This is a genomic window from Mesorhizobium sp. M0296 (genome assembly GCF_040321675.1).
Lineage (GTDB): Bacteria > Pseudomonadota > Alphaproteobacteria > Rhizobiales > Rhizobiaceae > Mesorhizobium.
Map to the genome: position 1 here is coordinate 25,106 of NZ_JAMYRZ010000028.1, position 14,002 is coordinate 39,107.

Consider the following 14,002-nt stretch of genomic DNA (forward strand, 5'->3'; position numbering starts at 1 on the left):
ATGTTCGTCCGCACCGCTGGCGAGCGAGATCTTGCGGCGGTGCGCGCATTGCTGGTCGAGACATGGCATGCCACCTATGATGCCATCTACGGCGGGCCGCGGGTCACCGAAATCACCGATGAATGGCATTCTGTCGCCGCGCTCAAAGCACGGCTGATGCGGCCCAACTCGGAGTTCCTGGTCGCCGACGACGGCAAAAACATCGGCGGCATGGCTTTCGCCGCCGCTACCACGGATGCCGGGATCGTCATGCTGAACCAGCTTTACGTGCATCCGGCCTGGCAGAGGCAAGGCATCGGCCAGGCGCTGCTGGACGAGATCGAGGCCAGCTTTCCGGAGGCCCGGACGCTGCGTGTCGAGGTCGAGGAAGCAAATGCTCCGGCTGTCGCCTTCTACCGCTCGAGGGGGTTCTTGCCCGCCGGCAACACGGCCGATTGCGGCGGCGCCTCGGGATTGCCGGCGCTGGTTTTGGAGAAGGCGATCGGCTAGCTCGTTTGCCTGGCGCTCAGTTGCGTTTCTCAGGCAGGTTGGAGCAGCCGGCAGCGAGAAACTCGCACGGCAGGCTGCCGCCGCCGCCCGACGTGTGCGGGGGCGTGGCGGCTTCGATTTTTTCCACCTCGTAATATTTCGAGGTGACGCCCCATTTTTTGACGCCCTGGCACGTCGAGCGCACGCCAACCTCCGTCGCCTTTGCCGCAGTCTTGTAATAGGTGGTGATCCGGCAGGATTGGCTGACCGGCAGCGCGTTCGCCGGGCTCGTGACCGGCGGCAGGAAGTTCGGGAAGGCAAGCAGCGAGATTGCCGCAATGATCCTGACGGCGGGCATGGTGAGGGGAAGGTGCTGCATCGTTTGTCTCCATCGATGGCGCCGCTCGCTCGTGGCGCAGCGGCGCGTTTGTTCCGGCAAGATCAGGCCATGATGCCGGTGCTGCCGCATCTGCCGCGCGGGGGAAGGCGGTAGCGGTCTGAACCGCCGCCGTCATCCGCGAGCGGCCGCGTCAGGGCGTTTTCGGCTTGATGAGCGTCTCTATCGGAACGGCGACTTTTGGAGGCCGGACCGTACTGGTTCCACCATCGACGGCCAGCCCGCCGCTGTTGAGATAGCGTACCGTATAGTGCAGCTCATAGCCGGGAACTCTGATCCATGTAGGCTTGGGATTGAACTGGTCCGGCGGCCTCGAATACCACTTCGGGATCTGCATGATGTTGGAACCGGCACCGAATCCCGCAGTCTTGGCCGCTACTGCGAAGGCGCTGTCTCTGGGGTCGTTCGGCGGCTGGTCGACATTGCCGATGACGACCAGCGAATCGTATTTTCGCGCGTCCAGCCGTACTGCGGGAACGTTCAGCGCAGCCACGTCGCCTTCGCGCATCGTCAGCGCCTTCTGACGGCCATCCTCATTGGCATAGACGTTGAGGTTTATGGCCTCGGATTCCGCATAGACGACACTGTTGTGGAAGTCGCGGGCTGGCAGGCGTGTGAGGCTGTCGAAGGTCACTTCAACCGTCGGCTTGGCTATGGCGTCCGTCACCACCAGGTTGCGCCGCGGCACCGTCCAGAAGATGAGATCATCGCCGGTGGCCTGCGTGCCGGCATCGGAGCCGTCTATTGCCGAGCATTTCGAATTTGGAACCGGCGTCGTCACCGGCAGGGGTGCCGAAAACGAGCTGCGTACCTGAGCGTCGATGTAATTGCCGACGTTGAAAACGTCTTCGAGGATGTTGCCGCCCTCGAAGCTCGCCGGGCCGGGTTGCGAGCGGATGATGACCTGGCTGGAATCGGTCTGCCAGCCGCTGCAGAAGACGTTGACGTCTATGGGAATGCCGATGTGGCGGTCGGAGGTCACCGGGATCGAGACTTTGATGGTCAGGATGTAAGGAACTTTGACAAACCAGCTGTTCGGCTGGTTCAGCATCTGCGTCGCAAAGCGCGACGGCCGCCATTGCTTCAGCGATTCGATCGATGCGCGTGACGATCGTCCCTGGGCGGCCAGCTGTGCGTTGGTGGCGTCGACCTTGGCTTGCGCCAGGTTGCGGACGGTGTTGGTGATCAGGAACACGCCGAGTTCGGCTTTGCAGGGCCTGTTCGATTGTGTGGCGTTGCATGGGGCAAGTGCCGCACTGGGAACCGGCGGCCCCGACGGCGGCGGCTGGGCGGCCGCGGCGGCCGCCATCAGGCAGAAGAACAGCATCGTGCAGGTTTTCAACATGGTATCCTCGCTCTTTCGGTTGGAAACCACCCTCCGGCTAGACAACACCATTTCTTCGACAGCGGTTCATCGCCCGCATGGGGGACGAACCGCGAAACATCGGGCCGGCCCAGCGACGTCGAGCCGCCGTCCTTTCGGATTGGATATCTACTGCTTCACGACGCCTTTGGTTGTCGCCATCGGCGCGACGACCTTGGGCTTGGGGGTTTTCGGGCCGGGGTCGACTACCAATGCGGCCGTGCAGGAGCATTTGCCCGAACCGCAGTTCAGGTCGCCCTTGCACATTTTCGAATGCCGCATATCGGTGCAGTCGGCGGTCCCGGAGCAGGAGCAACTGCCTTGCCCAATCGTTCCGGACTGACATTTGAAGCTCCATGCCGGATCGGCGGCAAGGCCGGCCACAGCGAGCGATACGGCAAAAAGCGTCGTCGAGATGAGCTTGCGCATGAATACCTCCCGGTTCTATCGAGCGATGGAACCACGAAGCAGCAACGCCTTCATCTCCCGCGCGGGGGACGAACTCGCATACTGGTGACGATCGTCAATGCTGTCCCTTCAGCACGACGAGATAGCCGCGTTCGACGCGAAGCCGGAACGCGATTTGCCCTGCAGTGCCGGGATCCTTGGAAACCTTGTCGATGACATAGCCGCTGGGATGCGAGCCAAGCCATTCTTCCGGTTTGTCGGTGCTTTCGAACGGCTTTTGCAACCGGGCCAGGAAGCCGACTTCGCCCTGATAGTCGAAAGCCACGGCCCAGTCCGCATCCTTTCGCTCGTCGATGAAGTTGGCGAGCGGCGTCAGATCATAGCGTTTGAACGCGGTTGCCGATGCCACCGCGTGGCCAATGCCGAAAATGACAAGCATGACGATGGCCGAGCTCTTCAGCCTGGCGAGCGGGATCTCCGCCATGAAATAGCCGAACAGGATGACCACGAACGGCAACATCGGCACGACATAATGAGGCTGCTTGCCGGATATCGCGCTGAACACCAGAAACACGGCAACGAACGAGAATGACAGCAGGCGCAAGGCGCGCAGATCCGGCGACTTCGCGTCGATCAGGCTGCCTATCCGCGTGAGCAGCTTCAACCGCCACATCTCGGGTATGAAGATCCACGGTATGAACATGACGGGCAGCAGCAGCAGATAGAAATAGAACGGCCGGCCATGCGAATTGCGCAAATTGCCGGTGACACGCCCCGCCGACTGGTTCCAGACGAGATCGTAGACGAAATTGCCTTTTGTCAGGATGGTCGCCGGCACCAGCCAGATCGCCACCGGAATCAGCGCGGCGAGCAGGGCCAGGCCCACTCCAGCGAGGAAGTTCGGTGTCGTCAGTCCCGCCCGCCGGTCGCGCCAGAACGGGTAGAACACGATGGGCGCGCCGATATGGATCAGCATCACCGGGCCTTTCGTCAGCACGCCCGTGCCGATGAACAGCCCGGCCAGAACGGCCTGCCAGCGGTTGCCGCTGCGGGCAAAGGCAATCAACGACAACAGCGCGGCGAGCACAAAGACCGTCAGCAACAGGTCGAACAGGATCAGCGTCGAATAGATGACGAACACGCTGCTTCCGGCAACCAGCCAGGGGATGCGCCGAGCGATGTCGTCGCGGCCCGGAAACAGGGTCTTTGCCAACGCCGTCGTCAGCCAGATGACGAGCGAGGAGGCGGCGAAGATGACCAGCATCGCCGCCGGCCGGCTGGCGCCGAAAATGTTCCAGACAAGGTCGATCAGCCAAAACAGCAGTGGCGGCTTCTGCAGATAGGGCGCGAAATTCATCGTCGGGACGAAGATCTGTCCGCTCAGATACATTTCCCAGGTGACGCTGAGATATCGCGTTTCGTCGACGGGCAGCAGTGGCCGGAAAGCGACCGCGATTACGATCAGCCCAAGCAGAAAGAGGTAGGGGAGCAGCCGCTCGGTAGATGTCGGTGTCAAAGATCGAGATCCGCGCCAGAAACCATTTTCGTTCCAGCCGAGCATAGTGCCGCGTTTCTGGACCGCGAACGACCGCACCATGATTTTGGCCGAATTGCAACGATGCCGGTTTCGTTTCCCAGATTTTGCGGACGATGGTGTCAAAGGTTTGAAAAACTTACCGGCCGAGTCTTTTGGACCGCTGCCGGTCCGGGGAACCTGAGCAAAATCAACTGGAGCGCAACGGCGGTGACAATTCGCGCATCAACAGTTCGAGCTCGCGCTGATCGCCGGTACCGGTCTTGTCGAAGATCGTCGCCAGCTGCGACTTGACGGTGCCGTCCGAGACGCCGCCGGCCGCGGCAATTTCCTTTCGCGTCAGGCCGGCGGCAACGTGACCGGCGACTCGCCTTTCTGCCGCGGTCAGTCCGAACAGCGCCGCAATGGCGTCCAGCGCCGGGGTCGGTGTCGAACCGGCCGCGGCGATGAAGATCGCTGCGGCGGCGCGTTGCGAGATGCGCGCCGAGATTTCACGCCGCGCCAGCGGCATGACATGGGCCACTGCCGGAACGACCGTCCTGGCCAGGGGAATATTGATGCCGCAAGGTCCGAGCGCGAATTCGTCGCGCGTGCCGAGCTGGACGGCACGGCCGATCGCGGCGTTGGCGTTGGCATAGGTGAAGGAAAGCTGTCCGCGCACGCAAGCGACCGAGATGTTTTCGGCGAGCAGCGCTTCGGCTGACGGGTTGGCGAAGATGATGGTCATGTCTTCGGCCACGATCAGCACCGGATGGTCGAGGCTTTCGATGATGGAACGGAAGATTTCGGCCTTGCGCCGCTCGGCTTCGAACAGGTCGCCGATGGTCACCGCGCGCCGCACATGCGGTGCCAGTTAGGCTGACAAGCTCGAGATCCTCGCGGGAAATCTGGCGCCTGTCCTTATCGGTCACCACCATCAACGTGCCGATCCGGGTCGGCCGCTTCATCAACGCCACCCAGAAGAAATCGTCCAGGCGGTTGGGTTGCACCCATTCGCGCACGATGCGGCTTTCGAGCCATCTCTGTCGCGTATCCGGGCCTTGCAGGGCGTAGATCGAATCGACGGTGAACGGCACGTCGATCTCCATCTTGGGAACCGCCGCATAGAACGGCACTTGCGAGCCGTAGTCATGCTTCAACGGCTCAAGAACTGCGGGATCGCCGCAGGACACCGAAAATCGCGCGGAGCTGCTGATCGTGTCGATGACGGCGAGCATGGCAAGCTGGCCTTCCGCCAGATTGCAGATGGCCTCGAGTGTCGCCTGCCAGCGGTCGACGTCGGCAATCGAATCGTAGATCGCCTCAACGACCTGCGGCAATGCGCGACCGGCCGTGCCCGCCAGCGATGACATGAGCCCCTCTCATTTGCCGTCCTTGAGGCAACGAAGCTTCAACTGCTAGAATAACGCTGCCTAAGGTTGCCAACAACCTATTTCATCTGCTTCGGACGGCCGCGAAAATAGCATGAACGTATCGCTTTCCCGTCAGCCATTTGCTCGCCTGTTGCGGCAAGACCCTTGCCTTCGCAATGCCGTGACGCCATAAGCAGGAACAGGCGCCGCAGCCGCCGCGAGGACTTGCCACAAGGACTTGCCACGAGGATTTGCATGAAAACTTTCCTTCTGCAGTTTTTCACCTGGTGGAACAGCCAGACATTGGGAACGCGCTTCCACACCTGGCGGCATGGCAAGAAGGTCGGGCAGGACGAGGTCGGCAACGTCTATTATGAGGGCGGCGTCGATTCGGAAGGCCGCACCCGTCGCTGGGTCATCTACCGCGACTATTCGGAAGCCTCGGCGATTCCGCCCGGCTGGCATGGCTGGATCCATCATCGTGTCGACGTTGCGCCGCCAAGCGAAGACTACAAGCCACGCGACTGGCAAAAGCCGCATGTGCCGAACCTCACCGGCAGCCCCGCGGCCTATCGCCCGAAAGGCTCGGTGCTGACCAACCAGCATCGTCCGCAGGTGACGGGCGACTACGACGCCTGGACGCCTGGTTCGTGATCGATCGCCGCGACACGCGCGCGGTCCCCACGGGGGCGGTCCCCACGAGGGCGGTCCTTTGTCGCCACAATTGCTGTTTAGCTGTTTGCTGATCCGACAGCAGCAACTAGCCTTGGCGTTAAGAGAATCACCCCGGGCGCAAACCACCGGACCTTGCATGAGCATGTTCAGCCGAATTTTGACGGGCGGATTAACCGCGGTCGTTCTCGCTTCTATGGTGGCGCTCGCTGCTGCGCAGGAATTGGCGCCGCCTGCGCCGGACGCGTCGGTGGCGCCTGCAGCACCGGCAGTGTCCGAGCGCATCACCAATCCCGTCGCTGAATTCGCCGGCATCGACAAGATCACCGGCCGTATCATCACCTTCGATGTTTATATCGACGAGACGGTGCAGTTCGGCGCTTTGCAGGTGACGCCGCGCATCTGCTATTCGCGGCCCGAAAACGAAGAGCCGAAGACGGATTCGTTCGTCGAGGTCGACGAGATTACGCTCGACCGGAAGATACGCCGTATCTTCACCGGCTGGATGTTTGCCGAAAGCCCCGGGATCAACGCCGTCGAGCATGCCGTCTATGATATCTGGCTGAAGGGCTGCAAGCAGAAGTCCGACGTGCCGGCACCCGCCGCCCCCAAAACCAACTAGAATCTGTCAGTGCGCGGCGGATACCGCGCCCTGCGGAACCGCCGCGTTGCCCGAGCGTTGGTGCCTCTCTACGGAGGAGGTTGCCATGATGATGGCCAACAAGAACGAACTTCTCGACATCGAAAGGGGATTCTGGAGCGGCGGTGCCGACTATTTCAAGGCCAATGCCGATACCGACTGCCTGGTGGCCTTCCCGCAGATGGCGCGGGTGATGAGCAATACCGAACTGGCCGCAACTGCCACGGACCCGAACCGCTGGCGCGATCTCGACATCGACCTCAAGGGCATCATCGAGCCGGGCAGCGACATCGTCATGCTGACCTACGAGGCGCGTGCGACGCGGCAAGATGGCGAAGCCTATGCGGCGCTGGTCAGCACCGGCTATGTCCACCGCGTCAATGGCTGGAAGATGATGTTCCACGCACAGACGCCGCTGGTGACGGCAGCAAAAGGCTGACCGGCCGCAAGAGCATTCCAGGAAATGTGAACGGCTTTCCGTCCGGAATTGCGTTTCTGTGAAACGATGAACCATTCCAGGTTATGGAAAAAACACGGCCTCGCCCTTCAGCGCCTCGGCCAGCATCTTCTCGTACTTGCCGCGCGGCACGTCGATTGCACCGAAGCGTTTGAGATGCTCGGTGGTGAACTGCGTATCGAGCAGTGCAAAGCCACGCGCCTTCAGGCGTTCGACGAGGTGAACCAGGCAGGCCTTTGACGCGTCGGTCTCCCTGGCGAACATGCTCTCGCCGAAGAACACGCGGCCGAGCGATACGCCGTAGAGCCCCCCGACCAATCGGTCGTTGTGCCAGGCCTCGACCGAATGGCAATGGCCCATCCGATGCAGCTCGATATAGGCTTCGCGGATCGGTGCGTTGATCCAGGTCGACCGCCGTTCCTCGCGCCTTTCTGCGCAGGCATCGATCGTCGCCTCGAAATCGAAATCGATGCGGAACTCGAACAGGTCCTTGCGGATGGTCTTTCTCAGGCTTTTCGGTATGTGGAACCCGTCGAGCGGAATGATGCCGCGCGTCTCCGGCCGCACCCAGAACACTTCGGGGTCATTGGCATTTTCGGCCATCGGGAAGACGCCGGAGGCATAGGCTTTGAGCAAAAGGTCGGTCGGGATGCGATAACCGGGTGCGTAGGGACGGGTCATCGCTTCGCCCCTGTGTCACTCGCCTTCGGCCAGGTATTTTTCCAGCCAGTGGATATCGTAGTCGCCATTAGCGATGTCGGCGTTGCCAACGAGGTCGCGAAACAGTGGCAGCGTCGTCTTGATGCCGTCGACGACGAATTCGTCGAGCGCGCGCCGCAGCCGCATCATGCATTCGACGCGGTTGCGGCCATGCACGATCAGCTTGCCGATCAGGCTGTCGTAGTAGGGCGGGATCTTATAGCCGGAATAGACGCCGGAATCGACACGGATGCCGAGGCCGCCCGGCGTGTGGAAATGGGTGATGGTGCCCGGCGAGGGGGTGAAGGTGCGCGGATCCTCGGCATTGATGCGGCATTCGATGGCATGGCCGTGGAAGCGGATGTCCTCCTGGCGCACCGAAAGTCCGCCGCCCGAGGCGACGCGGATCTGCTCGTGCACGAGGTCGATGCCGGTAATCGCCTCGGTCACCGGATGTTCGACCTGCAGGCGCGTGTTCATCTCGATGAAATAGAACTCGCCGTCCTCATAGAGGAATTCGATGGTGCCGGCGCCGGAATAGCCGAGATCGGCGATCGCCCTGGCGCAGACGCCGCCAATATGCGCGCGCTCCTCGGCATTGAGCGCCGGCGAGGGCGCTTCTTCCCAGACCTTCTGGTGGCGACGCTGCAGCGAGCAGTCGCGCTCGCCGAAATGCACGCCGCGCCCGGCGCCGTCGCCGAACACCTGCACTTCGATATGGCGCGGCTTCTGCAGATATTTCTCGATATAGACTGCGTCGTCGCCGAAGGCCGCACCCGCCTCCGAGCGTGCCGTCTGCAGCGCCACCTCGAGATCGGCCTCGCTACGCGCCACTTTCATGCCGCGCCCGCCGCCGCCGGCCGACGCCTTGATGATTACGGGGTAGCCGATCACGGCGGCAATGCGCTTGGCTTCCTTGTCCTCGGTGACCGCGCCGTCGGAGCCGGGCACCACGGGAATGCCGAGGCGTTTTGCGGTACGCTTGGCCTCGATCTTGTCACCCATGATGCGGATATGGTCGCCGGTCGGGCCGATGAAGGTGATGTTGTGCGCGGCGAGGATGTCGGCGAACTTGGCGTTCTCCGACAGGAAACCGTAGCCGGGATGCACCGCGTCGGCGCCGGTGATCTCGCAGGCGGCGACGATCTGGTGGATGTTGAGATAGCTGTCGCGCGACGGCGGCGGGCCGATGCAGACGCTCTCGTCGGCGAGACGCACGTGCATGGCGTCGGCGTCGGCGGTCGAATGCACCACCACCGTCTGGATGCCGAGCTCCTTGCAGGCGCGCAGCACCCTGAGGGCGATTTCGCCGCGATTGGCGATGAGGATTTTCTGGAACATCTTTCGCCTGTTCCCGGCTCTACTCGATCACGACGAGCGGCATGCCATATTCGACCGGCTGCGCATCTTCAAACAGGATCGCCGTCACCGTGCCGGCGCGCGGCGAGGGGATCTGGTTCATCGTCTTCATTGCTTCGATGATCAGCAGCGTCTGGCCTTCCTTGACCTTCTGGCCGATTTCGATGAACGGCCTGGCGTCGGGCGACGGTGCCAGATAGGCGGTGCCGACCATTGGCGAGGCGACGGCGTTCTTTGACAAGTCGGGCGTCGCCGGGGCGGCCGCTGCCGCGGGCTGCGCGGCTGCCGGGGCATAGGCCGGCTGAGCTGCGGCGACGGCATGGACGGCCGGCGCCTGCCGCGAGACGCGCACCTTCAGATCGCCCAGCTCGACCTCGATCTCGGTCAGGTTGGTGTCGTTCAGTATGCCCGCCAGATCGCGGATCAGCTGCTGGTCAACACCGTTCTTCTTTATCGACATTTTCGAGCCTTCTGTTTGTTGGCCGGTCATAGGCGTGCAGCCAGCGCCTGCAGCGCCAGCGTGTAGCCGAGCGGCCCGAACCCGCAGATCATGCCGACGGCGACCGGCGCGACCATGGAGACGTGGCGGAATGGTTCCCGCGCGTGGATGTTGGAGAGATGCACCTCAGCGACCGGCAGCGGCGCGACGGCGCGGATGGCATCGTGAATGGCGATCGAGGTATGGCCGTAGGCGCCCGGATTGATGACGATCGCGGCGGCCTTGTCGGCGGCCTCCTGGATCCAGTCGACGAGGTCGCCCTCATGGTTCGACTGGCGGAAATCGATCTCCAGCCCAAGTGCGGCACCTGCCTGCTTGCAGTCGTCGGCGATCGCGGCAAGCGTCTTGCCGCCATAGATGCCCGGCTCGCGCTTGCCGAGCGCGTTGAGATTGGGGCCGTTCAGGACGAAAACCGTTTTCAAAAAATGCCGACCTTTCCCGGCGCGGCTAAGCCGGCGCGCCGGACCCTCTATAATGGGCATAGACGCTGGCGAAAAGAGCGCAAGTGCGTTCTTTCGCCGTCCACAACAGCCGGAAAACGGCCCGTGCCGGAAACCCGCAGCCTAATCGAAACCCGAATGCCGATCAGAGCGCGGCCTTCGCCGCCTCGATCTTTTCGGCCAGCACTTCCTGGCCAAGCGCGCCGAACACCACCTCGTTGCCGACGACATAGGACGGCGTTCCGGTAATGGCGAGCTTGGTGGCGAGGTCATAGGTCTTGGAGAAGGCCTCGGTGATGCTCGGGTCCTTCATCTTTTCGCGCAGCGCCGCCTCGTCGGCGCCGAGCGACAGCGCCACCTTGATCGCCGCCGCCTCGGTGGCGCGCCCCTGGCCGCCGAGCAGCGCATTGTGGAATTCGCCGTATTTCTCCGGCTTCATCAGATGGAAGGCCATCGAGACGACGCTCGCCTTCTGCGAATCCGGGCCGAGGATCGGGAACTCCTTGAGTACGAAGCGCAGGTCCGGATCGGCCTTGGTCAGCGCGCGCATGTCGTCGATGGCGCGTTTGCAGTAGCCGCAATTATAATCATAGAATTCGACGATGGTGACCTTGCCGTTCGGATTGCCGACAACACCGTCGAATGAGGAATTGAAGATCTGGTCCTTGGCGTCTTTGATGACGCCGAGACTGGCGACGCGCTGTTCTTCCTTCTGCTTGGCCTCGAGTGCCTGCTGGGCCTCCAGAAGCACTTCCGGGTTCTTCAGCAGATAGTCGCGGACGATGCCTTCGACTTCGGCACGGTCGAGCTTGGTACCTGAGGACGTCGTCTGGGCAAGCTGTGCCGTGCCGGCCTTCGCCGTCTGCGGATTGCCGGCGACGAAGCCGAACGCCAGCATGGCGAGAGCCGCTGCCACTCCGGTAGTGCCCAGCAGAATTGCCTTGGTCATGATCCTCGATCCTCTTGCCTGTGTTCGGGTCCGCCCGGTTTGGCTGTGTCGCAGCCTGCGTCCGAAAGGTTCACTTCTTCTTACCTGATGGTGCGTAGTTTATAATGTCCTGCGCGCGAAGCCAGCCCGGCTCGCCCCGCTTCATGCTCTGCTGCGCCCGCATGGCGAAGATTTTCGCATTCTTGTAGTCGCCGGAATAGAAATGCCCTTCGGCGGTTGCAAGCTCGGCGGCCGGGATGTTGCCGAGTTCCCCGTAAGCCTGTGCCAGATAGCGGTATCCGGCGGCGTTTTCGCGATCCCGTCCGAGGCCGGTGTTGATCTGCGCCACCGCCTTCTTCAGCGAATCCTGCGTGCCGATCGCCATCAGCGCCTGGCCGTAAGAGACCGGCAGCAGCCCCGATCGCGCCGGATCGAGGCTGACCGACTTGGCATAGGCGTCCGCCGCATCCTTCGGCCGGTTCGCCTTCATCAGGATGTCGCCGCGTAATTCCTGGAAATAGGGATTTTTCGGCTGTTCCTTGATCAACGCGTTGGTCTTGGTGAGCGCCGACGCCAGATTGCCGAACAGATAGGTCATCTGCGCGTCGCCATAGCGTGAGGCGACGCTGCCGGGGTTCTTGCGCATCAATCGCGACGCCGCCGCCTGGCCCTGCATGTAGGCGGCGATCTTTATGCGCATCATGTCGTGGCGCTGCTGCAGTGCCGGCGGGTCCACCTTGTCGACGTAAGGGCTCTGCTTCACCAGCACTTCGAGATTGGCGATACGCTCCTGCGGCATCGGATGGCTGATCCTGTAGGGATCGACTTGCGCGCCCGAGAGCGACAATGCGTTCTGGAAGCGGCCAAACGTCTTCAGCATGCCCATGCCGGACTGGCCGGTTGCATTGAGATAGGTGATCGCCGAACGGTCGGCGGTCATCTCTTCGGTGCGCTGATAAGCGAGGATACTGCGTTGCGCCATCTCGCCGCCGCCGGCCACCACGCCCATGCCGGCGCCGGCGAGACCGCGGCTGTTGCTGGTGGCGCCGGCCACCATGGCGCCGGCGCCAAGCAGCGTCGCCAGGATCGCCATCGTCTTGGCGCGCTCGAGCTGTTCTCGCAATTTCTGCTGGTGTCCGCCGGCGATATGGCCGGCCTCGTGGGCAATGACGCCAATGATCTCGTTGGGCGTTTCGGCCGTCATCAGCGCGCCGGTGTTGATGAACAGGCGGCGGCCGGCAACAAAGGCGTTGAAGCTCTGGTCGTTGACCAGCACGATGTTGATGGCGTCGCCCGACAAGCCCGCCGCCTTGAAGATCGGCCGCGCGTAATCGCGCACCAGCGCCTCGATCTCGGCATCGCGCACAACCGGCACATTCTGCGCAAAGGCATTGACCGAGCCGGCCATGGCGACCACCGCGGCAAGCGAAAGCGTCGCGAGGGCGCGCGCTGTCCTGGCGATCGTCGATTTGGGTCGGCTCAACATGGCAGGTCCACTGGTAGACGAGTGGGCGAAGGATGAAAAGTCGGCAGCCTAAACTTACCGAACTTGTGATCCCCACACCAATCGGGCATTTGTGCGGCGCGGCCAGCATGGCCGGCACGTGTGGACAAATGTGGTGGATTGAAAAATGGTTGTTTCGCTTTCGCGCCGCGGCGCGGTCGAACCGTTCCATGCCATGGACATCCTGGCCGAGGCGAATCGGCTGAAAGCCAAGGGCCTGCCGGTCGTTTCCATGGCCGTCGGCCAGCCTTCCGATCCGGCGCCGGCCGGGGTTCGCGAAGCGGCGGCCAATGCCTTGAAAGCAGGCCGCATCGGCTATACCGACGCGCTAGGCCTCGCCGGCCTGCGCAAGGCGATCGCGGCGCATTATGGCGAGCACTACGGGCTTGATGTTTCGCCCGAGCGGATAGCCGTCACCACCGGATCGTCGGCTGCCTTCAACCTCGCTTTCCTGGCAATGTTCGATCCAGGCGACCGCATCGCCATCGCTGCGCCCGGCTATCCTGCCTATCGCAACATCATGGCCGCGCTCGGCATCGACATCGCCGAGATCGAGTTGGACGGCGCCGCCTATCTGCATGCCGAGCACCTGCAAGCCGCGCATCGCGAAAAACCGCTGAAGGGCGTGCTGTTCGCCAGCCCGGCCAACCCGACCGGCGCGGTCATTCCCGCCGGCGATCTCGAGGCGCTGGTCGAGACGGCGCAAGAGCTCGGCATCGCCGTCATCTCGGACGAAATCTATCACCGGCTGGCCTATGCGGCGCCCGACACGACGGCGCTTGCTTTCGGCGCGGATGTGACGGTGATCAATTCCTTCTCGAAATATTATTGCATGACCGGCTGGCGCATCGGCTGGATGGTGCTGCCGCAGGAACTGGTGCGGCCGGTCGAGCGCATCGCCCAGAGCCTCTACATCTCGCCGCCCGAACTGTCCCAGATTGCCGCGATCGAGGCATTCAAGGCGACGCCAGAGCTGGAAGCGGTGAAGGCGCGCTATGCCTGGAACCGGGAGCTCCTGATGCAACGCCTGCCGGAGCTCGGCTTTGCTTTGGCCGCGCCCATGGACGGCGCGTTCTACGCCTTCTGCGACGTCACCAGGCACACCAATGACAGCATGGCGTTTGCACGCCGGATGCTTGCCGAGGCGCATGTGGCGGCGACGCCGGGCCGCGATTTCGACCCGCTGCAAGGCCATCGCACGATGCGCTTTTCCTACGCCGGCAGCCACGACGACATGGTCGAGGCGATGGCGCGTATCGAACGCTGGCTGAAGTAGCGGGGG

The 14,002-nt window shown here is 62.8% G+C and carries 17 protein-coding genes; 6 read left to right on the forward strand and 11 right to left on the reverse strand.

Translation table 11 applies throughout. From position 1 onward, the window contains the following. Entirely contained in the window at positions 1-489 is a 489-nt protein-coding gene (locus NKI97_RS23880; protein ID WP_352836914.1) for a GNAT family N-acetyltransferase, read from the forward strand. Positions 490-505: 16 nt separating this feature from the next. On the opposite strand, the gene NKI97_RS23885 is transcribed toward NKI97_RS23880, so the two are convergent. The 5 genes from NKI97_RS23885 to NKI97_RS23905 all read right to left on the reverse strand — a co-directional run bounded on the left by NKI97_RS23885 (position 506) and on the right by NKI97_RS23905 (position 4,999). After that, entirely contained in the window at positions 506-847 is a 342-nt protein-coding gene (locus NKI97_RS23885; RefSeq protein WP_352501642.1) for a hypothetical protein, read from the reverse strand. Positions 848-998: 151 nt separating this feature from the next. Beyond that, the gene (locus NKI97_RS23890; protein ID WP_352836917.1) at positions 999-2,210 is read right to left on the reverse strand and encodes a hypothetical protein; all 1,212 of its coding nucleotides are present in this window, start codon (positions 2,208-2,210) and stop codon (positions 999-1,001) included. Positions 2,211-2,357: 147 nt separating this feature from the next. After that, the gene (locus NKI97_RS23895; protein ID WP_352472757.1) at positions 2,358-2,657 is read right to left on the reverse strand and encodes a hypothetical protein; all 300 of its coding nucleotides are present in this window, start codon (positions 2,655-2,657) and stop codon (positions 2,358-2,360) included. Between the two features lie 94 nt (positions 2,658-2,751). Next, on the reverse strand, positions 2,752-4,152 hold the full coding sequence (locus NKI97_RS23900) for an ArnT family glycosyltransferase (RefSeq protein ID WP_352836920.1): 1,401 nt from the start codon (positions 4,150-4,152) through the stop codon (positions 2,752-2,754). A 208-nt stretch (positions 4,153-4,360) separates the two neighbouring features. Beyond that, positions 4,361-4,999, reverse strand: a complete 639-nt coding sequence (locus NKI97_RS23905) for a helix-turn-helix transcriptional regulator (protein WP_352836922.1) — start codon at positions 4,997-4,999, stop codon at positions 4,361-4,363. Positions 5,000-5,300: 301 nt separating this feature from the next. On the opposite strand from NKI97_RS23905, the gene NKI97_RS23910 reads away from it, so the two are divergent. The 4 genes from NKI97_RS23910 (at position 5,301) to NKI97_RS23925 (ending at position 7,273) form a co-directional block, all read left to right on the forward strand. Then, the gene (locus NKI97_RS23910) at positions 5,301-5,519 is read left to right on the forward strand and encodes a hypothetical protein (protein WP_352836924.1); all 219 of its coding nucleotides are present in this window, start codon (positions 5,301-5,303) and stop codon (positions 5,517-5,519) included. A 258-nt stretch (positions 5,520-5,777) separates the two neighbouring features. Beyond that, positions 5,778-6,176: an NADH:ubiquinone oxidoreductase subunit NDUFA12 gene (locus NKI97_RS23915; RefSeq protein WP_023674818.1), complete on the forward strand. Its 399-nt coding sequence runs from the start codon at positions 5,778-5,780 to the stop codon at positions 6,174-6,176. A gap of 157 nt (positions 6,177-6,333) precedes the next feature. Then, a complete protein-coding gene (locus NKI97_RS23920; RefSeq protein ID WP_352451095.1) occupies positions 6,334-6,816 on the forward strand; it encodes a DUF2155 domain-containing protein in 483 nt (160 codons plus the stop codon). Between the two features lie 88 nt (positions 6,817-6,904). Continuing rightward, positions 6,905-7,273, forward strand: coding sequence for a hypothetical protein (locus NKI97_RS23925; protein ID WP_352836995.1), 369 nt, complete (start codon positions 6,905-6,907; stop codon positions 7,271-7,273). 81 nt (positions 7,274-7,354) lie between these two features. On the opposite strand, the gene aat is transcribed toward NKI97_RS23925, so the two are convergent. From aat to NKI97_RS23955, 6 genes are all read right to left on the reverse strand, one after another. Further along, complete coding sequence (aat, locus tag NKI97_RS23930) at positions 7,355-7,972, reverse strand: leucyl/phenylalanyl-tRNA--protein transferase (RefSeq protein WP_352570907.1); 618 nt, start codon at positions 7,970-7,972, stop codon at positions 7,355-7,357. Positions 7,973-7,987: 15 nt separating this feature from the next. Further along, positions 7,988-9,331: an acetyl-CoA carboxylase biotin carboxylase subunit gene (accC, locus tag NKI97_RS23935; RefSeq protein WP_352451094.1), complete on the reverse strand. Its 1,344-nt coding sequence runs from the start codon at positions 9,329-9,331 to the stop codon at positions 7,988-7,990. A 19-nt stretch (positions 9,332-9,350) separates the two neighbouring features. Continuing rightward, a complete protein-coding gene (gene accB / locus NKI97_RS23940) occupies positions 9,351-9,809 on the reverse strand; it encodes an acetyl-CoA carboxylase biotin carboxyl carrier protein (protein WP_352451093.1) in 459 nt (152 codons plus the stop codon). Positions 9,810-9,835: 26 nt separating this feature from the next. Beyond that, a complete protein-coding gene (gene aroQ, locus NKI97_RS23945) occupies positions 9,836-10,270 on the reverse strand; it encodes a type II 3-dehydroquinate dehydratase (protein ID WP_031211260.1) in 435 nt (144 codons plus the stop codon). A gap of 163 nt (positions 10,271-10,433) precedes the next feature. Next, a complete protein-coding gene (locus tag NKI97_RS23950) occupies positions 10,434-11,237 on the reverse strand; it encodes a DsbA family protein (protein ID WP_352451092.1) in 804 nt (267 codons plus the stop codon). 70 nt (positions 11,238-11,307) lie between these two features. Beyond that, on the reverse strand, positions 11,308-12,702 hold the full coding sequence (locus tag NKI97_RS23955) for a M48 family metalloprotease (RefSeq protein ID WP_352748111.1): 1,395 nt from the start codon (positions 12,700-12,702) through the stop codon (positions 11,308-11,310). A gap of 145 nt (positions 12,703-12,847) precedes the next feature. Between NKI97_RS23955 and NKI97_RS23960 the strand changes: the two genes are divergently transcribed. Continuing rightward, positions 12,848-13,996, forward strand: coding sequence for a pyridoxal phosphate-dependent aminotransferase (locus NKI97_RS23960; protein WP_352836927.1), 1,149 nt, complete (start codon positions 12,848-12,850; stop codon positions 13,994-13,996). The last annotated feature ends 6 nt before the right edge of the window (positions 13,997-14,002 follow it).